Here is a 21,320-nt window from a genome sequence, read left to right as displayed (position 1 = left end):
AATGATTTTCTGGAGGCAGTTCATGATCAATAAAGCGGGAGTACTCGGCGCCGGGCAGATGGGAAGCGGCATCGCACATGTGCTGGCCCAGCAGGGAATAGAGGTGGTGCTTTTCGATATCGCCGAGGCGCAGCTTGCCAAGGCCGTTTCAGGCATCGAAAAGAACCTGGAGCGCCAGGCCAAGAAGGGGCAGCTGGAAAGCGCCGCTATCCCGGCAATTATGGGGCGCATCCGCACCACCCAGGCCATGGAGGACTTGGCCGACTGCGATATGGCCATCGAGGCGGTGACCGAGAAAGAAGCCCTGAAGCTTGAGATATTCAGGAAGCTTGACGGAATCGTGAAAGCGGGGGCGATCCTCGCCTCCAACACCTCGTCGATACCCATTACCCGCATTGCGGCAGTGACCGGACGGCCCGACAAGGTCATCGGGATGCACTTCATGAACCCTGTGCCGGTCATGCAGCTGGTGGAGGTGATCCGGGGGCTCGCCACCAGCGACGAGACCTTTGCCGCCACCACGGCCCTCGTGGCAAAACTCGGCAAGGAGACGGCGGTATCCGCCGACTATCCCGGCTTCATCGTCAACCGCATCCTCATCCCCATGATCAACGAGGCGGCCTTTGCCCTCTTCGAGGGAATCGCCACGGTGGAGGACATCGACAAGGGGATGAAGCTCGGCACCAATCAGCCCATGGGGCCCCTGACCCTGGCTGATTTCATCGGCCTTGACACCTGTCTCGCCATCATGAACGTCCTCCACGAAGGGTTCAAGGACAGCAAGTACCGCCCCTGCCCGCTCCTGGTCAAGATGGTGGAGGCCGGGTACCTGGGACGCAAGACGGGGCGGGGATTCTACACCTACTGAGGGGGGAGTTGCCATGGGAACCGAGAATCTGCTTGTTGACATAAAAGACGGTGTGGCCCTTCTGACCATCAACCGGCCCAAGGTGCTGAACGCCCTCCACACCTCGGTGATCGCCGAGCTGCAGGAAACCTTCGAAGCTCTGAACGCCAACCAGGCAGTCAAGGTGATCGTCATTACCGGCAGTGGCGAGAAGGCTTTTGTCGCCGGCGCCGATATCGCCGAGATGGCGGTCATGGACGCCCAGCAGGCCTTGGTGTTCGCCCGCACGGGGCAGAAGCTGGTGAACTTCATCGGCACCATGCCCAAGCCGGTCATCGCCGCCGTCAACGGTTTTGCGCTTGGGGGAGGGATGGAGCTGGCCCTGGCCTGCGATTTCATCTACGCCTCGGAAAACGCCAAAATGGGGCTGCCGGAGGTGACCCTCGGCATCATGCCCGGGTTCGGCGGTTCCCAGAAGTTCGGCCGGCTCCTGGGGCGCAGCCGGGCCAACGAGCTGATCTTCACCGGAAAGATGCTGACTGCCGCCGAAGCGAAGGAGTGGGGGATCGTCAACGCCGTCTTCCCACTCGCGGAGCTGGTGGGAAAGGCCCTTGAAACGGCCGGCCGGATTGCCAGCAATGGCCTCCTGGGTGTGGCCCATGCCAAGGAAGCCGTCCGCCGGGGCCTCGATATGGCGGAGGCCGACGGCATGGACTACGAGTCGGTTCTCTTCGCTTCCCTCTTCGCCTCCCGCGACCAGAAGGAAGGGATGGGAGCCTTTGTCGAAAAGCGGAAACCGAGCTTTACCGGCACCTGAACAGACTGACAGTGATGTGAACCACCAACCCTTTTTTGGAGATTGAGCCATGGAAGCTACCCGCGAACTCTACTGGAATATCGGCCACGGGGCATCGGTCCTGATTCCGATGTATCTTTTTACCTTCGCTGCACTGGGATTCGTGGTGCGAAGCGGGTTACAGCGGCTGAATATCTACAAACAGGGAAAGCCCCTGAACCGTTTTGACCAGCGAAGCGTGCGTATAGGCCAACTCCTGAAGAACGTCCTGCTGCAGAGCAGAGTGCTGAAGGTCAAGGGGCCGGGTTTTGCCCACGGGTTTTTCTTCTGGGGATTCTTCCTTCTCTTCATCGGCACCTGTTTCGTGGCTGCCCAGGCCGACTTCACCGATCTCCTCTTCGGCTTCCGTTTCCTCCACGGGGACTTCTACCTCATCTTCTCGGCAGTGCTCGATATTGCCGGCCTCGTTGCCATCGCCATGCTGGCCGGGTTCTTCGTCCGCCGCTATCTGGTCCGCCCCGAGGGGCTTGAAACCACCCGCGACGACGCCATCATGCACGGCCTCCTCTTCGCCATTCTCATCACCGGCTTTGTCATCGAAGGTGCCCGGATGGCCGTGACTGAGCTGCCTAACAATATGGCCCTGGCGGCGTGGTCGCCCGTGGGCCTCGTGGTGGCCAAGGGGCTTTCCAGCATGGGTGAGAGTTCCCTCCGCGCCCTGCACCAGGGAATGTGGTGGTTTCATTTCTTCCTGGTCATCGGTTTCATCTGCTCCATTCCCTTCACCAAGTTCCGGCACATCCTCACCACCAGCGCCAACTACTTCCTGGCCGATCTCGGTCCCAAGGGGGCCCTGGTCACCCTCAACATGGAGAGCGAGGACGCCGAGAGCTTTGGCGCCGCCCAGATCAAGGATCTGACCTGGAAAGACATCTTCGACACCGACGCCTGCACCAAGTGCAAGCGCTGCCAGGACCGCTGCCCGGCCCACAACACCGACAAGCCCCTGTCGCCCATGAAGGTCATCAATCAGCTGGGGGAGGTGGCCTGCGCCAATCCGGACGCGAACCTGATCGAGACCGTGAGCAAGGACGCCCTCTGGTCCTGCACCACCTGCCGGGCCTGTCAGGAGATCTGTCCCGCCAGCATCGAGCATGTGAACAAGATCGTGGACATGCGCCGCAACATGGTGCTCATGGAAGGGGAATTCCCCGGCGAAGAGGTCATGGTGGCCATGGACAATACCGAGGTGAACGGCAACCCCCTGGGGATGGCGTTCGCCTCCCGGGGAGACTGGGCCGACGGGCTGCCGGTCACCCGTCTGGCCGATGACGCCGACGTGGACATCCTCTACTTTGTCGGCTGCTACGCCTCCTTCGACAAGCGCAACATCAAGGTTGCCACAAGCTTCGTTCAACTCTGCGCCGCCGCCGGGGTCAAGGTGGGGATCCTCGGCAAGGAGGAGAAGTGCTGCGGTGAGCCCATGCGCAAGCTGGGGAACGAATACCTCTACCAGGCCATGGCCACCGAGAACATCGAGACCATGGAGTCCTACAAGGTGAAGAAGGTCGTCACCGCCTGTCCCCACTGCTTCAATACCCTGACCAAAGACTACCGGGATCTGGGCTTCACCGTCGAGACCGAACACTACACCACCTTCCTGAACCGTCTCGTTCAGGAAGGGAAACTGAAGGTGAAGGGTGACGCCTTCGACTGCACCTACCACGACTCCTGCTACATCGGCCGCCACAATGACCTCTACGAGGAGCCCCGGGCCCTGGTGGCGGCGGCGGGCGGCACCATTCGCGAGATGGATCGCTCCAGGGCGGAGGGGTTCTGCTGTGGTGCCGGCGGCGGGCGGATCATGGCCGAGGAGAAGCTGGGGAGCCGGATCAGCGGGAAGCGCGCCCTGATGGCGGCGGAAACCGGAACGGGAACCCTCGTTTCCAACTGTCCCTTCTGCCTCACCATGTTCGAGGACGGGATCAAGGGGGCGGAGCTGGAAGGGAAGCTCGTGCCGCGGGATATCGCCGAAATCCTGGTGGAAAGGCTTGGCTGAGAAGATGAGCGGATGTACCGCATAACCGGAGAACACTGATGATAGTAGGCGAGGAACCAGATCGAATACATCTTGCCCTCTGCTGTACGGATGGCCACTTCCACATGCCGCCGTGAAACGAGGAACGTTTTTGCTTGCCAACAAATTGGTATAGAAGTACCGTATTGCATAAATTGGTACTGTGATGCGGGAATTAAAAACTGACTCGCGGGAGGAAACGGATGAACATCCACGAATACCAGGCAAAAGCAATCCTTCGCAGATTCGGCGTACCCGTTCCGGACGGGCACGTCTGCTATAACGGCGCCAGCGCCCGTGAATGGGCGAAGCGTCTCGGAGACGGTCCCTGGGTGGTGAAGGCCCAGATCCACGCCGGGGGCCGCGGCAAGGGTGGGGGGGTGAAGCTGGCCCGCACCAATGAGGAAGTCCAGCTCATCGCCCGCAACATGCTCGGCATGACGCTGCGGACCCACCAGACCGGCCCCGACGGGAAGGTCGTCACCCGGGTCCTGGTGGAAAACGGCTGCAACATCGACCGGGAGCTGTATGTGAGTCTTCTGGTGGACCGGACCACCTCCAGGGTGACGGTCATGGCCTCCACCGAGGGTGGCATGGACATCGAGGAGGTGGCGGAAAAGGCCCCGGAGAAGATCTTCAAGGAAGCCATCGACCCGCTGGTGGGGCTGACCCCCTTCCAGTGCCGCAACCTCGCATTCAGCCTGGGGCTCACGGGTAAACTGACCGCCAAGGCGCAGAAGCTCCTGGAAAACCTCTACACCACCTTCATCGCCTGCGACTGCTCGCTCCTGGAAATAAACCCGCTGGTCGTCACGAAAGAGGGAGACCTTCTCTGTCTCGACGCCAAATTCGGCTTTGACGACAACGCCATCTTCCGGCACCTGCAGATCGCCGACATGCGCGACTACGACGAGGAGGACCCCAACGAAGTGGAGGCCTCCCAGCACGACCTCTCCTACGTCTCCCTGAACGGCAACATCGGCTGCCTCGTAAACGGCGCCGGTCTGGCCATGGCCACCATGGACATCATCAAATTCTCCGGCGGCGAGCCCGCCAACTTCCTGGACGTGGGGGGCGGGGCCACCATCGAGCGGGTCACCGAGGCCTTCAAGATCATCCTCTCCGACAAGAACGTGAAGGGGATCTTCGTCAACATCTTCGGCGGCATCATGAAGTGCGACGTCATCGCCACCGGCGTCATCGAGGCGGCCCGGCAGGTATCCCTCCAGGTGCCCCTGGTGGTACGGCTCGAAGGGACCAACGTGGCCCTCGGCAAGCAGCTTCTGTCCGAGAGCGGGCTCAATATCGTGGCCGCCGACGGCATGGCTGACGGAGCACAAAAAATCGTCCAGGCCGTTGCCGCCTGAGGAGGGGAGAGAAGATGAGCATTCTTATCAATAAAGACACGAAAGTCATCACCCAGGGCCTCGGCGCCACCGGCCTCTTTCACGCCCAGGGGGCCCGGGAGTACGGCACCCAGATGGTGGGAGGGGTCACCCCCGGCAAAGGGGGGACCGTCATCGACGGCTTCCCCGTCTACGATACGGTGAGGGATGCGGTCAACCAGACCGGCGCCACCGCCTCGGTCATCTACGTGCCGCCGCCCTTCGCGGCCGACGCCATCATGGAGGCGGTGGACGCCGGCATCGAGCTCGCCATCTGCATCACCGAGGGAATTCCCGTCCTCGACATGGTCAAGGTGAAGCAGTACATGCAGGGGAAAAAGACCCGGCTCGTGGGTCCCAACTGCCCCGGCGTCATCACTCCCGGCCAGTGCAAGATCGGCATCATGCCCGGCTACATCCACAAGCCGGGGAAGGTGGGGGTCGTCTCCCGCTCCGGCACCCTCACCTATGAGGCGGTCTGGCAGCTCACCAACGTGGGGCTGGGGCAGTCCACCTGCGTCGGCATCGGGGGCGACCCGGTGAACGGCACCAACCACGTGGATGTCCTCCGGATGTTCGAGGAGGACCCGGACACCGAGGCAGTCATCATGATCGGCGAGATCGGCGGCAACTCCGAGGAAGAGGGGGCCCGCTTCGTCAAGGAGTACATGACCAAGCCGGTGGCCGCCTACATCGCCGGGGTCACCGCCCCTCCGGGCAAGCGTATGGGGCATGCCGGCGCCATCATCGCCGGCGGCAAGGGGACGGCCACGGAAAAGGTCGCCATTCTGGAGGAGTGCGGCATCAGCGTGGCCCAAAGCCCGGCCGACATGGCCAAGGCCCTTTTGAAGGTATACAAGCCCGACGGGCTTAAAATAGCGGTCTAAGGAGAAAATCCATGCTCGTGATCTCCTGCATCAAACAGGTGCCCGACACCACCCAGGTAAAGATCGACCCCGTGACCAATACCCTGGTTCGGGAAGGGATCCCCTTCATCGTCAACCCCTACGACACCCATGCCCTGGAGGAAAGTCTGAACCTCAAGGACCGCTACGGCCTGCGGCCGGTGGCCATCTCCATGGGTCCACCCAACACCGTGGCCACCCTCAGAAAGGCCTGCGCTCTCGGGGTCGACGAGGCGATCCTCCTCTCCGACCGCGCTTTCGGCGGGGCCGACACCCTCTCCACCAGCAAGGTTCTCTCGGCGGCCATCGAGAGGCTGGGAGCCCAGGAAGAGGTGGGGATCGTCTTCTGCGGCAAGCAGACCATCGACGGCGACACGGCCCAGGTGGGTCCCGGCATCGCCACCCGCCTCGGGTTCACCCAGTTGACCCTGGTGGACCGGATCGAGCATCTCGACCTGAACCGGAAGGTCATCCGGGTGCGGCGCAAGCTGGAAGGGCGACACGAGATCGTGGAGGCACCGCTCCCGGTCATGATCACCGTGGTGCGGGAGTTGAACCGTCCCCGCTACCCCACGGTGCCGATGCGCCTGGAGGCCGAGGATGTGGAGGTCAAGGTCTGGGACAACGCGGTCCTCAAACTGGATGTGGAGACGGTGGGGCTCAAAGGGTCCCCTACCTGGGTCAGCAAGATCTTCTCTCCCGAGCGGGACAAGGGGGAGATCATCGGTGACGGTGTGGGGGATCCGGACGGGACGGCCAACCTCCTGATCGAAAAGCTGCTCAGCAAGGATCTCTTGGCGGTGTGAGATGTGCAGCGGCGCTGTTTGCTGCGTCCGAATCATCGTGAACAAGGGCGCGGCACGCAGCGCCCCTACGGGGGAATGACAATGACTGAAACGAAAAAGCCAATCAAAAAACCCCGCGGCAAAGCCCGCATTCTCGAGGGTAAATGTATCGCCTGTGGCGCCCGGTGCGAGAGTTCCTGCCCCGTGGATGGCATCGAGATGAATGCCGCCGGCGAGCCGTCGGTGCTGGTGGAGAAGTGCATCGGCTGCGCCAAGTGCGTCAAGGTTTGCGCGGCCGGCGCCCTGGAGATGTTCTACACTCCCGAGGAACTGGAACTGCTGAAGCAGTGGGATACGCAGCACGGGGCCGTCGAGGAGGAGGTGGACGAAGGGGAGAAGAAGCTGCGGGCGATGCTCGCCAGCTACCGTGGCGTCTGGGTCTTCATCGAGCAGTACGACGGCGAGGCGGCCAAGGTCTCCTGGGAGCTCCTCGGGGCGGGGGGGCAGCTGGCCGAGAGCCTCGGCGTGGAGCTCTCCGCGGTCATCATCGGCCACAACGTCGGGCACCTCTGTGACGAGGCGTTCGGCTACGGGGCCGACAAGGCCATCATCCTCGACGCCCCCGTATTCGCCAACTACCGGACCAAGCCCTACACCGACGCCATCTGCCACCTGGTGTACAAGCACCGGCCCGAGATCATCCTCATGGGGGCCACCGGCCAGGGGCGTGACCTGGCAGGTGCCGTGGCCACGGTGGTCCAGACCGGCCTCACCGCCGACTGCACGGGGCTTGGCATCGACGACAAGCGCAACCTCATGCAGACCCGCCCCGCCTTTGGCGGCAACATCATGGCCACCATCATGTGCGACCGGTTCCGGCCCCAGATGTCCACGGTCCGTCCCCACGTCATGCCCATGCCCGAGTTCCAGGCGGGAAGGACCGGGGAAGTGGTGCGGGAGACCTTCGACCTGCGAGAGGAGGATGTGCTGGTCAAGGTGATCGAGGTCCTGAGCGATAAGGGGGGAAAAGACATCGACATCGCCGGCGCCGAGATCATCGTCTCCGGGGGGCGGGGCCTCATGAACAAGGAGAACTTCGCCATGATCCAGGAGCTGGCCGACGAGCTGGGCGGGGTGGTCGGCGCATCGAGAAGCGCCGTCGATGCCGGCTGGATGCCCCACAGCCGCCAGGTGGGGCAGACCGGCAAGACCGTCCGCCCCAAGATCTACGTCGCCTGCGGCATTTCCGGCGCCATCCAACACCTGGTAGGGATGCAGGACTCGGACGTCATCATCGCCATCAACCGCGACCCCGAGGCCCCCATCTTCCAGGTGGCCACCTATGGCATTGTGGGCGATCTCTTCCAGATCGTGCCTTCAATCATCCGCAAGGTGCGCAGTCTGAAGGGGCAACGGGGCGGCATAATCCCCGACCGGGTCGCGGTCTGATCCTCCACCGTCATCGCGTTATCGTTTGAGAGGTGCATCATGGCAATCAATCACTCGCTCTTCATTCCGCTCTTCGTGGTCGCCGTCGCGACCTTCTGCTTCAGCTGCTACCAGCGCCTGCAGCTGGTGGCCATCGGTAGTGCGGAAGACCGCTTCGACAATCCCGGCGAGCGGCTGGCAGGGATGTTCTCCTATGCCTTCGGCCAGAAACGGGTCCTGACGCGCCCCTACGGGTTCAACCACTTTTTCCTCTTCTGGGCGTTCATGCTCCTTCTGATTGCCAACGGGGCGTTCCTCCTGGAGGGGCTCTTTCCCGGCTTCAGCCTGGCCGCCCTGCCGGCCCCGATCCACCATGGCCTTGAGTTCATCTTCGACATCGTGTCGCTGGTGGCTCTGGTCAGCGTGGTGATTGCCTTTGTGCGGAGGGTCCTCTTCCCTCCTGCGTACCTGGGGAACGACTACACCTCGGCCCGGAGCGGCGAAGCCCTCCTCATTCTGGCCATGATCGCCACCCTCATGATCGCCTTCTTCCTCCTGAACGCCGCCCAGATCGCCATGGGGCAGGCGGGGAGCTGGAAGCCTGTCTCGTCTGCGGTGGCCGCCCTTTTGAACGGTAGCACCGGTATTCCCCTTGAGAATGTCGCCGCCGTCTCGTGGTGGGTGCACGCAGTGGTGCTGCTCCTCTTCATGAACTTCCTTCCGCGCAGCAAGCATATGCACATACTTACCGCCATACCCAACTGCTATTTCCGCAGCCTGGAGAAGCCCAATGTCCAGCCCCGGGAAGAGTTCAAGAAGGGGAACCGCTTCGGGGTGAGCGCGGTGGAGCAGTTCAGCTGGAAAGATCTCCTCGACAGCCTCTCCTGCACCGAATGCGGCCGTTGCCAGGATCTCTGCCCGGCCCACAACACCGGCAAGCCCCTGAACCCCCGCCGCATCGTCCACGATATCAAGGTGAATCTCATGGATAACGGTGCGGCCCTGAAAAAGGGGGACCGTGGGATTGTCCCGCTGATCGGCCCGCGAGGGGAGGGGTCCAATCACGAGGATGCGCTCTGGTCCTGCACCACCTGCGGAGCCTGCACGAGCGTCTGCCCGGTGTTGATCGAGCAGATGCCGAAGATCGTCAAGATGCGTCGCCATCTGGTGCAGGAGAAGGCGCGGTTTCCCGAGGAGCTCCTGAACCTCTTCGAGAACATGGAGCAGCGGAGCAACCCCTGGGGGATCGCCCCGTCGGACCGTGGCAAATGGGCCGCGCAGCTGGGGGAGCGCCCCTTCAAGGCGGGGGAGACCGACTACCTCTTCTTTGTGGGGTGCGCCGGTTCCTTTGACAGCCGCGCCAAGCACGTCACCGTTGCCCTGGCCACGATCCTGGACAAGGCCGGGGTCTCCTGGGGGATCCTGGGGCGGGAAGAGCAGTGCTGCGGCGACAGCGTGCGGCGCCTGGGGAACGAGTTCGTCTTCGACAAGATGGCCAAGGAGAACGTGGCCCTCTTCAAGGAGCGGGGGGTTACCCGGATCGTCACCCAGTGCCCCCACTGCTTCAGCACTCTGAAGAACGACTACAGGCAGTACGGGCTGGAAATCGAGGTGCTCCACCACAGCCAGCTGATCGCAAAGCTGGTGGAGCAGGGTAAGCTGAAGCTCCCCAAGCAGGCCGATCAGGGGAAGGTCGTCTTCCACGACTCCTGCTACCTGGGGCGCCACAACGACACCTTCGAGGCGCCCCGGGCCGTCCTCAAGGCCGCCACGGGAAAAGCCCCGGCCGAGTTCGAGCGCAACCAGGAGAACGGTTTCTGCTGCGGTGCCGGCGGTGGACGGATGTGGATGGAGGAGCAGATCGGGAGCCGGATCAACCTCGAGCGGGTGAAGGAAGCCCTCAGGCAGCAGCCCGACACCCTCTGCGTCAGCTGCCCCTACTGCATGACCATGATGGAAGATGGCCTGAAGGACGAAGGGGTCGAACAGGTGCGGGTGAAGGACATTGCTGAGGTCATGGCCGAGGCCATGGCGTAAGGGGAATCCCCCGGCTCTGCCGGGGGAGTTTCCTTGGTTTGGCAGTTCCGTATCAGACAGCGGCCATGGAACACGAACCATGAAGACAAAAAACAAAACGGTGCCGTTGATCAAATCGGTGGACCACGCCTTTGAGCTCCTGGAGCAGTTCCGGGGCGATGCCGGCGAACTGAGCCTGAGCGAGCTGGGAAGGCGCCTCAACCTTCCCAAGAACAACGTGTTCCGGCTCCTGGCCACCCTGGAATCCAGGAGATTCATTGAGCATAACACCGCCACCGGCAGCTACCGGCTCGGCCTCAAGGCCTTTCACCTCAGCCGGATGGTTGCCCGGCAGATGAGGCTCGTCAGCAGGGCGAGACCGACCATGGAGGCCATGGTCAGGGAATGCAACGAAACGGTCTGCCTGGCGGTATTGAGGGAATTTTCCATTGTCTGCCTCGATGCGGTGGAGTGCAGCCAGCCGGTACGGGTAGTACCCCCCATCGGCATCTGGCTTCCTGCCCACTGCACAGCCGCCGGAAAGGCACAGCTGGCGCACCTTCCTGAAGAAAGGGTGGAAAAGTTTCTGTCAGACCACCGGCTTGAGCGGAGCACCCCCCATACGATTACCTCCCCTGCACGCTTTCGGGTGCATCTCCAGCAGGTGAAGCGCCAGGGGTATGCCGTCAATCAGGAAGAGATGGAAGCGGGAGTCTCCTGCGTCGGGGTTCCTGTTCGAGATTACAGCTCCAATGTCGTCGGGGCGGTTGTTCTTCCGGGGCCGATCACCCGGTTCAGCGGCGACCGGCTTAACGAGATACTTATTCCGCTTGCGAAAAGGGGAGCGGAGGAAATTTCCAGCCAGCTCGGCTATTTTTGAAGCCGGATTCGCGGGAGAGTCGCTCGTGCCAGGGACACAAAGTCTGGCGGGTGTCACCGTATCGGTACGCAGGCAGTTCGTCCTCCGGACAATCGCCCCTTCAATATCCCCGGTTAAACCTTGAATCAGTAAAACCAAACAGTTATTCCCTGCGCAGCACTGTTCCGGAAGTCGGAAGTGTCTGATTTCGATAATTGAGAGGGGGCAAGAAAAGAGGCGTAAATTCTTGTTGACATTAAATAGGTATTGAAGTACTTATTTACTATAATATTGAAAATTTGTGCACCCGGCCAGATAGCACTATCGTCGAATAACAACCCAACCCGCAGAGTCAAAAGGAGGAGTACATGGAGCTCAAAGGAAAGAATGCAATTGTTACCGGAGCCAGTCTCGGTATCGGCAGCGCCATCGCGCTGGACCTGGCGAAAAATGGTGCCAACGTCGCCATCAACTACCGGAAGCACAGCGAAGAGGCCAACGCCATCTGTGCCGAAATCCATAAGATGGGGCAGAGGGCCGTAGCGGTCCAGGCCGACGTGGCCAGCTTCAAGGATGCCCAGGCGATGGTGGAGAAGGTGGCGGCCGAGTTCGGCAGTGTGGACATCCTGGTGAACAACGCCGGCGTCAACCGTGACGCCGTCATCTGGAAGATGACCGAGGAGCAGTGGGACGAGTGTCTCGCCATCAACCTGAAGGGGTATTTCAACTACTGCCGCGCCGTTGCCCCGCTGATGAAGGAGCAGGGGAGCGGCAAGATCGTCAACGTCACCTCCATCAACGGTATGCGCGGCAAGTTCGGCCAGACCAACTACTCCGCCGCCAAGGCCGGCATCATCGGCCTGACCAAGGCCCTTGCCCGCGAACTGGCCAAATCCAACGTCAACTGCAACGCCATCGCTCCCGGCCTGATCGAGACCGAAATGATGGCGGCCCTGCCGGAGGATGTGAAGCAGAAGTCCCTGGCCGATATCGTCCTCGGCCGCATGGGGAAGCCGGAAGAGGTTGCCTGGCTGGTCACCTTCCTCTGCTCCGAGAAGTCCCGCCACATCACCGGCGAGTGCATCAAGGTGGATGGCGGCCAGTACATCTGATCCGAGGCCTCAACAGAATATCAATAAGCAATGGAGGTTCCAATGCGTGAAGCAGTAATCGTCGATGCTGTACGGACGCCGGTGGGAAAATTCAACGGCGCCCTGAAAAATGTCCGCTCGGACGACCTGGCAGCCCACTGCATTTCCGAACTGGTGAAGCGTAACAACCTCGACCCGAACCTGGTTGAGGACGTGGTGCTCGGCTGCACCAACCAGGCGGGCGAGGACAACCGGAACGTGGGCCGGATGGCGGCGCTCCTGGCCGGTCTCCCCTATTCGGTTGCGGGGCAGACCATCAACCGTCTCTGCGCCTCGGGCCTGAACGCCATCAACAGTGCTGCCCAGGCGATCAAGGTGGGCGAGGGGGATGTGTTCATCGCCGGCGGCACCGAATCCATGACCCGCGCCCCCTTTGTCATGGCCAAGGCCGATTCGGCGTTCTCCCGCGACATCAAGGTGTTTGACACGGTCATTGGCTGGCGGTTCACCAACCCCAAGATGACCGAACCGTATGCCAAGGAAGGAATGGGCGAAACCGCCGAGAACGTGGCGGTGCGCTACGGCCTCACACGTCAGGAGCAGGACGAGTTTGCCCTTGAAACCCAGCGGAAATGGGCTGCCGCCGACGCTGCCGGGAAGTTCAATGACGAGATCGTTCCCGTCGTCATTCCCCAGAAGAAGGGTGACCCCATCATCGTCTCCAGGGATGAATTCCCCCGGGGCAACGACGTCACCATGGAGCAGCTGGCCAAGTTGCCGGCAGCCTTCAGAAAGGAGGGCACCGTCACCGCCGGCAACTCCAGCGGCATCAACGACGGCGCGGCAGCGCTCCTCCTGATGGAGGCCGAAACCGCCAAGAAGCTCGGTTACAAGCCGCTGGTGAGGGTTGTCGCCAGCGCGGTGGCCGGTTGTGATCCTTCGTACATGGGGCTCGGTCCCATCCCGGCAGTCCAGAAGGTGTTGCGGCGGGCCGGCCTGAAGATCGAGGATATCGACCTCTTCGAGCTGAACGAGGCCTTTGCCGCCCAGTCCATCCCCTGCATCCGCGAACTGGGGATCGACCCGGCCAAGGTGAACGTCAACGGCGGTTCCATCGCCATCGGCCACCCCCTCGGCTCCACCGGCGCCCGCATCACTGCGACGCTGATCCACGAGATGAAGCGCCGGGGCTCCCGCTACGGGCTTGTCTCCCTCTGTATCGGGGTCGGACAGGGAATCGCGACGATCTTCGAACGCGTATAGGCGAAAGAAGAGAGGTGACATGGAGAGCATGTCACCTCTTTTGCTTTTTGGGAGCCGGATATCCGGGTCGCTTCGCACAAAGCTCTGGTAGGGGGGGAGGATCATGGTGCCGGAGATCATCGATGTTCATCTGCATTGCTTTGTCGGGCAGCAGCACGGGGAGGTGGTTGCCCGGGATCTGGCGCTGTTGCGCCGGGAAGGTGTCGCCCGGCTGACAGTGGCCGGGATGGTGACCACGGATCAGGACCGGGATATCATCTGGAACCTGGTTCCCGATTATGTCGACAACCAGGGTGACCCCTGTTTCAACGAAGCGGATGACCTGCTGGCGCTGGCCGCCCGGTCTGGAGAGATGCTGCTGCCGCTTGTGGATACGCGCTATATCCGGGGCGATGTGGCAACAACCCTCGATGGCTTTGTCCGGCAGGGATTCCGGGGGATCAAGGGGATATATCTTCCCGACAACGAAAACGACCTCGGTGTCGGCAACGTCCCCGAGACCCTCGGCATCAGCCTCGAACAGTATCGCCGCCGGGAATGGGAGTTGTTCGCCTACGCCGAGGAGCATGACCTGCCGCTTCTCTATCACATGGACGCCCGGCGGTACGGCGACACGATGAAGGCTCTGCTGGACGATTTCCCGCGGGTACGGGTCAATTTCCCCCACCTGGGCATCGGACGCAAGGCTTTCTGTGCGTTTCTCGACCGCTATCCCAATGTCTTTACCGACGTTGCCAACCTCCTGCCTCACATACGGAACAATCCCGCAAGTTACCGCGACTTCATCATGCACTATCCCGACCGGGTCTGCTTCGGCTCCGATGCCTTTCTCTACCAGGCCGGAATGGTTCTCGACTACATCAGCATGGTGAAGGAGCTGGGATTGCCGGAAGAAATCGAGGCACAGGTTTTCTGCGACAACCCTGTGAGATTTCTCGGTCGCGCACTGGAGGGTGTATAATTGCAGTATTCGCAATTATAGAAAAGCGTTTGAATAATTGACAAAAACTTAACCTCCTGCATATACTGAAAAAATACACATCAGCCCGTGCTGCGTGCCAGAGAGAAGGTTCATATGAAATGTGCCGATGATTGTGCAATGGGGGGGGCGAACGAAGACAAACAAGGGGATCCCGGCAGCGCGGGGATTCTCCGTTTGGACGCAGACCTCGGCATCGTTTCCCTCGACGGGACCGCTTCACGGATGATCGGCATTGTTCCGGACAACCTCCTGGGCAGGAGGGTCGGCGAGCTCTTCGATCTGGCGAATCTCGGCAACCTCATGCGAAGCGGTATCGGTTTCAGCAATCAGCTCATACGGGTGAACGCACGGCGCATGGTCTGCGATTACGTGCCGATTCTCGAAGATGACCGGCTTGCCGGAGGGGTGCTGTCACTCCTGCGAGTGCTCCCCGAAGATGTTACCGGCTCCAGCGACGAGCTGGGTGAAATTCTCCGTTCGACCAATTCCTTCCTGAATTTCGACCACGACGGCATTATCGTCGTCGACCGCAAGGGGATCGTGGTCCTGGTCAACCAGTCGTTCGCCAGGCTCTTCGATACGACCCCCCAGGCGATGATCGGCAAGCATGTCCACGAGGCCTATTCCAACAATTCCCAGCCCTCGCGCATGCCAATGGTCATGGAAACCGGCAAGCCGGAGATCGGCATCCCCCATTACCTGAACGGCAAACAGGTCTACGCCAGCATCTTTCCCCTCCTCAAGGAGGGGAGGGTCATCGGCTGCGTTGGAAAGATCCTCTTCAGCGACATACGGGAGATCACCCTCATTGCCAACCGCCTCCAGGCCGCGGCGGGCCCGCGGAAACAGCATCGAAACGTTCCGGGCACCGAGATCCATTTCAAGTACGACATCAACAGTATCGTCGGCCAGAGCAGAAAGATAGTGGAGTTGAAGGAGATCCTGCTGAGAGTCGCCCTCAAGACCTCCAACATCCTCCTGCGCGGGGAGAGCGGCACCGGCAAGGAGCTTTTCGCCCATGCCATCCACTCCGCCAGCACCCGGCGTTATGCCCCCTTCGTCAGCATGAACTGCGCCGCCATTCCTGAGCACCTTCTGGAGTCGGAGCTGTTCGGTTATGTGGAGGGGGCCTTCACCGGCGCCAAGAGGGGGGGGCAGCTCGGAAGGTTCGAGCAGGCCCATACCGGCACCATCTTCCTTGACGAGATCGGTGACATGCCCCTCTACATGCAGGCCAAGATGCTGCGGCTGCTGCAGGAGAGGGAGCTGACGCCGCTGGGGTGCTCAAACTCGCGGAGTGTTGATGTCCGGGTGGTGGCGGCCACCAACAGCAACCTGGAGCAGCAGGTCAAGGAAGGAAGATTCAGGGAAGATCTCTACTATCGGCTCAACGTGGTGACCCTCGCCATACCGCCGCTTCGCGAGCGGATGGAAGATATCCCATTCCTCGTCAGCAGTTTTATCGGCAAGTTCAATGCCGAATTCGGACTTGACGTGCAGGGGCTCGATGACGAGGCATGGGATGTGGTAAGACGCTATGACTGGCCCGGGAACATCCGTGAGCTTCGTAATGTGATAGAAAGCGCGTTCAACGTGATCATCGGACCGCTGATCAGGAGGGAGCATCTCCCCGAACAGCTTTGTCGCCTCTTTCCCCGTGAAGGAATGGAGTCCTCCGACGTTACTGCACGGGGAGCCGAGGAGTTCATCCGCGCCAACCTCGGCAAAAAGGACATCGGCCAGATTGTCGATGACTTTGAGAAACTGCTTATTCACGAGGCCATTGGGTTCAGCCACGGAAACAAGGTCCAGGCCGCCCAGCTGTTGGGGATCTCCCGGCAGGGGCTCTACAAGAAACTGCACAAGTATGCCGGCGAGGCCGGCGACGAAGTCTGAACAGATCGCGCCGACCCAGGCCAGAAAGTCCCCCACCACCACCAACCTTCCGGTTCCTCCATCCTGTAGTAAACACTGTTTTGCAATATGGTTTTTGTTCTGCAGATAAGAGGCTGCAACTATTTCCATGCCCGCCCGCATCAGTTCGTCGCAACAAATAATAAACCAGGGAAAAGTAAACAAAAGTTGACAAATGGATGAGTGCCTGTCAATTAAGCACAACTATTTGATAGGTAACGATGTATCGGTTTGTTGCAATTATGTACCGTTTTGGGGGTGACAACACGAGTTGACTTGTAACTGCCGCAAGTTTCAGCGGTTATGGTGCCTGGTTGGTAAAAGTCATGGATTTTCAGGGAGATGCCGGATTAGTAGTTTTGATTTTAAAATAACAGCGTTTGGTATCAGGCTTGCTATGTAGTTTGTAACAATGACGGCTGAAGCGTCAGCGTAACCCCTGAAAGGTAACTGTCCAAGGATGTGTATGTGGTTGTCATACAAAACTATCCACAAGGGAGGTATCAGCCGTGAACGTTGTCACACTTACCAAACAGAATTTCCAGCAGGAGTACCAGCAGAAACTCTGCACAGCGGCAGAAGCGGCATCAATCGTCAGGTCCGGTGACCACCTCTGCTTTCCTCTCGGCGTAGGCGAACCGACCCTCTTCGTCAGAGCGTTGGCGGCGCGCAAGCGGGGGCTGGAAGGGGTGGTCGTCAACCAGCAGCATCACCTCTGTCCCGATTATTTCACCGAGGATTCGGTTCCGCACATCAAGGTAAACGCCTGGTTCACCAGCCACGTCTCCCGTGAAGCGGTCCAGAAGGGGTGGGCCGACTTCGTACCGAACCACTTCAGTGAGGTCCCCAAACTGCTGAGCGCTTACTGGCCCGTCGACATGGCGGGAACCGTCGTTTCCCCCATGGATGAGTATGGCTACTTCACCTGCAGCCTCTCCGTGGGCTACACCATGGAAGCGGTGAGGAAAGCGGTACAGACCGGCGGGAAGGTGGTGGTGCAGGTGAACCCCCAGTGCCCCCGCACCCACGGCAACTGTCATATCCACATCTCGGAAGTTACCCATATCATCGAGTGCGACGAGCCGCTCAAGGAGCTTGATATCCCCCCCATATCACCGGTAGAAGAGGCCATCGGCGGCTACATTGCGGAAATGATCGATGACGGATCAACAGTCCAGATGGGGTGGGGCGGCATTCCCAACGCGGTCTGCCAGGCACTGCTCAAGAAGAAGGACCTCGGAATTCATACCGAGCTGATTTCCAACGGCATCGTCGATCTGATGCTCGCCGGCGCGGTAAACAACTCCCGCAAGACCATCCACCGCGGCAAGACCGTCGGGACCTTTGCCCTGGGAACGCAGAAAGTATTCGGGTTCATGAACGAGAACCCGACGATCGAGATGCATCCGGTGGACTACGTTAATGACCCGTACGTCATTGGCCAGATCGACAACATGGTCGCCATTAACGCCACCATTCAGGTGGATCTCCTGGGGCAGTGCTGCTCTGAATCCTTCGGGCACCTGCAGTGGAGCGGCACCGGCGGGCAGGCCGACTTTGCCCGGGGCGCCAACAGGTCCCGCGGCGGCAAGGCCTTCATCTGCACGTCGGCAACCGCGAAGAACGGAACGCTTTCGTGCATCGTGCCGAGCCTGACGCCGGCTTCTTCGGTCACCACCAGCAAGAACGACGTGGATCACGTGGTGACCGAGTTCGGGGTTGCCAAGCTCCGGGGCCAGACCGCCAAGCAGCGAGCCATGAATCTGATCAATGTGGCTCATCCCGACTTCCGGGGCGAGCTCATGGAGGCAGCCCGGAGAATGAACCGCATCTAGAACACTGGCAGAACAAAGGAAAAGACCCGGTACCCCCCTGGGACTGGGATCTGCACCGTACGCATTGGAACGATTTTTCCCTTGCGTACGGTGTTTTTTTTTTGAATCTTCAGCAGGAAGTGGACGACTGGATTTTTTCATGATAGCGCTTAAGCTTTAAAGATTGTGCACTGCCCATCCGATAGGGAAGAGATGTGCCGCTCGTGCTGCCCGTTGCGGAATATCATGAAACGCCTGTGGAATATTCCACGCCTTAAACGCTCTCAGTATCGCCGATCACGTAAAATATTCAATAAAATCAGTACAATAATCATCTGGCACGGGTCGTGTATTGCCATGAACTCGAATCCATGTTCCCAGGAGAACCCATGAAATCACGATTCACCGCCGGTCTCATGCTTCTCGTCGCGCTGGCTGTTCCGTACCGGGCGCCGGCCGGGGAGACGAAACCGTCCGAAGATCTGCCGAAACTCGTCGAGACCGCCCTCGCCAACAACCCCGAGCTGAAGGCGTCCCAAGCCCGCTGGGAGATGTTCCGCAACCGCGTGGCCCAGGCGGGCGCCCTCGATGACCCGATGCTCATGCTCAAGATGCAGAACTTTCTGGTGCGCGATCCCTTCAACTCGCGGCGCGATCCCATGAGCCAGCGGGTGATCGGCATCTCGCAGCAGCTCCCGTTCTGGGGAAAGCGTGACCTGAAGGCCGAGGTGGCAGCCAAGGAGGCCGAGTCCCTCAGGTGGCAGGTGGAGGAGCGGAAGCTGGAGCTGGCCCGGATGGTGAAGGAGACGTACTACCAGCTCTTCATGACCGACAAGGAGCGGGAGATCGTCGGGAAGAACATCCGGATCATGGACGACTTCATCGCCCTGGCCGAGACGAAATACTCGGTGGGGCAGGGGGCCCAGCAGGATGTCTTCAAGGCCCAGGCGGAGCGCTCGAAGATGTTCAGCATGCAGATCACCCTGGAGCAGCGGCGCAAGAGCCTCCAGGCGACCCTGAACACGCTGCTCTTCCGTCCTGCCGAGACGCCGGTGGGACCGGTCGCCGACTTCGAACTGAAGCCGTTCGCCTGGTCTCCCGAGCAGCTCCGGGCCATGGCGGGGGAGAACCGGCCGATGTTCAAGAGCCTGCACGCCCAGATCGAGAAGGGGGAGGCGGGGCACCGCTTGGCGGAGAAGGAGTTCTACCCCGACGTGAATCTCTCTCTTGAGTACATGCAGCGGGACCCCACCAGTGAAATGGAAGTCGGGTACGATATGTACAGCGTGGGGCTCACCTTCAATCTCCCGATCCAGCGGGAACGGCGCCATGCCATGGTGCGGGACTCCTCGGCCGAGATCGCCATGGCGACGGCGGAACTGAACACGCTGCAGAACAGCATCAACTTTGGAATTGCCGACAACCTGGCTCAACTGGAGCAGCGGGAGAAGCTCGCCAAACTCTACAAGAGCGGGATCATCCCCCAGGCGGAGCAGTCGCTGGAGTCGGCCACCATCGGCTATCGGGTGAACAAGGTCGACTTCCTCACGCTGCTTGACAACCGGCTGACCCTCTTCAACCTGGAGCGCGACTATTACGAGTCCCTAACCGAGTACCAGATGCGCCTCGCCCAGCTCGAGGCCCTGGTGGGCAAGGATCTGCAGCAGTAGGGGATATCCGGCGGCACCCGTATCGCCAACCAGGTATGTCTTGAACATTTCCCATAATCCGAGAGGTACGATCATGAAATTGAGCGCGAAGGTTGCAGTTCCGGTGGCAGTCATTCTCCTGGCCGCGGCGGGCGGCGGGTACTACCTGTGGCAGCACCAGAAGGATGGGGCCGCAAAGGGGGGGAAACAGGGAGAAAAGACCGCCCAGGGGCAGGTTCTCTACACCTGCGCCATGCATCCCTTCATCATCAAGGACAAGCCCGGCACCTGCCCCATCTGCGGCATGGAGCTCATCAAGAAGGTGGAGGGGGCCCAAGCCAATGCCAAAGAGCTCGAGATGCTCGGCCACGTCTCCCTCTCCCCCACCCAGCAGGTGATGGCCAACGTCGCCACCGTGGAGGCGAAGACGATCCCCCTCACCAAGGAGGTGAATGCCGTCGGCATCGTGCAGTACGACCAGTCCCGCCAGGCGAAGGTCACCGCGTGGGTGGCGGGGCGCATCGACAAGCTCTACGTGAATACCGTCGGCGCCTACGTCTCCAAGGGGAGACCGGTGGCCGAGGTCTATTCCCCCGATCTCGTCTCGGCCCAGCAGGAATACCTCCTGGCGCTCCGCAGCCGCGACCGGCTCAAGGATTCCCCCATCGCCTCCATCTCCCAGGGGGGGGAGGGGCTGGTGGCGTCGGCCCGGCAGCGGCTCCTCCTCATGGGGGTCAAGGAACACCAGATCGCCGGTCTGGAGAAGGCCGGCCAGCCCAACATCCGGCTGCCGATTTACACCCCCCTCTCCGGCGTGGTGATCGAAAAGGTCGCCGTGGAAGGGCAGTACGTGAACACGGGGGACCCCCTCTTCAACATCGCCGACCTCTCCACCGTCTGGGTGGAGGTGGAGGTCTACGAGAACGAGTTCTCCTTCATCAAGCTCGGCCAGCGGGTGGAGATCATCTCCCAGTCGTGGCCCGGCAAGACCTTCTCCGGCCGGGTGTCGTTCGTCTACCCGTTCCTCGACCCCAAGACCCGGACGGTCAAGGTGCGGGTCGAGCTTCCCAACCCCGGCCTGAAGCTCAAGCCGGACATGTTTGTGAACGCCTCGGTCAAGGTGCCGCTCGGCAGCGCCGTCACCGTTCCGGTGGCGGCGGTGATGGATACCGGGACGCGGCAGGTGGCCTGGGTGGAGATGAAGCCGGGGATGTTCGAGCCCCGGGAGGTGAAGGTCGGCGCCCGGGTAGGGGATATGCTCCAGGTCCTCTCCGGGGTGAAGCCGGGCGAGAAGGTGGCGGCGAGCGGCGCGTACCTGATCGATTCCGAAGCACAACTCAAGGGGACCGGCGGCGGCCATGCCGGGCATGAAGGGATGCCGGGGATGAAGCCGGAAGAAAAAGGGGCTGCTCCGGCGCAGGGGGGACACGAAGGGCATGGAGGAGCCCCCGCAGCTCCGAAGAAAAACGGCGGGATGAGCATGGATGACATGAAAATGTAAATGATATC

General features: G+C 60.9%; 16 protein-coding genes. All 16 read left to right on the top strand.

Going from position 1 to position 21,320, the window contains the following annotated elements; all coding sequences use genetic code 11:
• Window positions 1–22 precede the first annotated feature (22 nt).
• A complete protein-coding gene (locus GPICK_RS09370) occupies window positions 23–868 on the top strand; it encodes a 3-hydroxybutyryl-CoA dehydrogenase (protein ID WP_039742546.1) in 846 nt (281 codons plus the stop codon).
• Window positions 869–881: 13 nt separating this feature from the next.
• Window positions 882–1,664, top strand: a complete 783-nt coding sequence (locus tag GPICK_RS09365) for an enoyl-CoA hydratase/isomerase family protein (protein WP_039742544.1) — start codon at window positions 882–884, stop codon at window positions 1,662–1,664.
• A gap of 49 nt (window positions 1,665–1,713) precedes the next feature.
• On the top strand, window positions 1,714–3,702 hold the full coding sequence (locus GPICK_RS09360) for a heterodisulfide reductase-related iron-sulfur binding cluster (RefSeq protein ID WP_039742542.1): 1,989 nt from the start codon (window positions 1,714–1,716) through the stop codon (window positions 3,700–3,702).
• 221 nt (window positions 3,703–3,923) lie between these two features.
• Window positions 3,924–5,087 (top strand): ADP-forming succinate--CoA ligase subunit beta, encoded by a 1,164-nt coding sequence (sucC, locus tag GPICK_RS09355; protein WP_039742540.1) that lies wholly within the window; start codon window positions 3,924–3,926, stop codon window positions 5,085–5,087.
• A 14-nt stretch (window positions 5,088–5,101) separates the two neighbouring features.
• A complete protein-coding gene (gene sucD / locus GPICK_RS09350; protein WP_039742538.1) occupies window positions 5,102–5,992 on the top strand; it encodes a succinate--CoA ligase subunit alpha in 891 nt (296 codons plus the stop codon).
• A gap of 11 nt (window positions 5,993–6,003) precedes the next feature.
• Window positions 6,004–6,816, top strand: coding sequence for an electron transfer flavoprotein subunit beta/FixA family protein (locus GPICK_RS09345; RefSeq protein WP_039742536.1), 813 nt, complete (start codon window positions 6,004–6,006; stop codon window positions 6,814–6,816).
• 81 nt (window positions 6,817–6,897) lie between these two features.
• On the top strand, window positions 6,898–8,244 hold the full coding sequence (locus GPICK_RS09340) for an FAD-binding protein (protein WP_039742534.1): 1,347 nt from the start codon (window positions 6,898–6,900) through the stop codon (window positions 8,242–8,244).
• 39 nt (window positions 8,245–8,283) lie between these two features.
• Window positions 8,284–10,260, top strand: coding sequence for a (Fe-S)-binding protein (locus GPICK_RS09335; protein WP_039742532.1), 1,977 nt, complete (start codon window positions 8,284–8,286; stop codon window positions 10,258–10,260).
• A 79-nt stretch (window positions 10,261–10,339) separates the two neighbouring features.
• Window positions 10,340–11,119 carry an IclR family transcriptional regulator gene (locus GPICK_RS09330; RefSeq protein ID WP_039742531.1) on the top strand — a complete coding sequence of 260 codons (780 nt, stop codon included), beginning with the start codon at window positions 10,340–10,342 and terminating at the stop codon, window positions 11,117–11,119.
• Between the two features lie 347 nt (window positions 11,120–11,466).
• Window positions 11,467–12,210, top strand: coding sequence for a 3-oxoacyl-[acyl-carrier-protein] reductase (gene fabG / locus GPICK_RS09325; protein ID WP_039742529.1), 744 nt, complete (start codon window positions 11,467–11,469; stop codon window positions 12,208–12,210).
• A gap of 42 nt (window positions 12,211–12,252) precedes the next feature.
• Window positions 12,253–13,452 carry a thiolase family protein gene (locus GPICK_RS09320; RefSeq protein WP_039742527.1) on the top strand — a complete coding sequence of 400 codons (1,200 nt, stop codon included), beginning with the start codon at window positions 12,253–12,255 and terminating at the stop codon, window positions 13,450–13,452.
• Between the two features lie 103 nt (window positions 13,453–13,555).
• Window positions 13,556–14,413, top strand: a complete 858-nt coding sequence (locus tag GPICK_RS09315; RefSeq protein WP_039742525.1) for an amidohydrolase family protein — start codon at window positions 13,556–13,558, stop codon at window positions 14,411–14,413.
• 114 nt (window positions 14,414–14,527) lie between these two features.
• Complete coding sequence (locus GPICK_RS09310) at window positions 14,528–16,330, top strand: sigma-54 interaction domain-containing protein (protein WP_039742523.1); 1,803 nt, start codon at window positions 14,528–14,530, stop codon at window positions 16,328–16,330.
• A 527-nt stretch (window positions 16,331–16,857) separates the two neighbouring features.
• Window positions 16,858–18,183, top strand: coding sequence for an acetyl-CoA hydrolase/transferase family protein (locus tag GPICK_RS09305; protein WP_039742521.1), 1,326 nt, complete (start codon window positions 16,858–16,860; stop codon window positions 18,181–18,183).
• 368 nt (window positions 18,184–18,551) lie between these two features.
• The gene (locus tag GPICK_RS09300; protein WP_039742519.1) at window positions 18,552–19,832 is read left to right on the top strand and encodes a TolC family protein; all 1,281 of its coding nucleotides are present in this window, start codon (window positions 18,552–18,554) and stop codon (window positions 19,830–19,832) included.
• Between the two features lie 73 nt (window positions 19,833–19,905).
• Window positions 19,906–21,312, top strand: a complete 1,407-nt coding sequence (locus GPICK_RS09295) for an efflux RND transporter periplasmic adaptor subunit (protein ID WP_039742517.1) — start codon at window positions 19,906–19,908, stop codon at window positions 21,310–21,312.
• Window positions 21,313–21,320: the final 8 nt, after the last annotated feature.

Source organism: Geobacter pickeringii (assembly GCF_000817955.1).
Classification (GTDB): Bacteria; Desulfobacterota; Desulfuromonadia; order Geobacterales; family Geobacteraceae; genus Geobacter; species Geobacter pickeringii.
The sequence above is the reverse complement of the archived record's forward strand: the minus strand, read 5'-3'. Positions and strand labels throughout refer to the sequence as shown.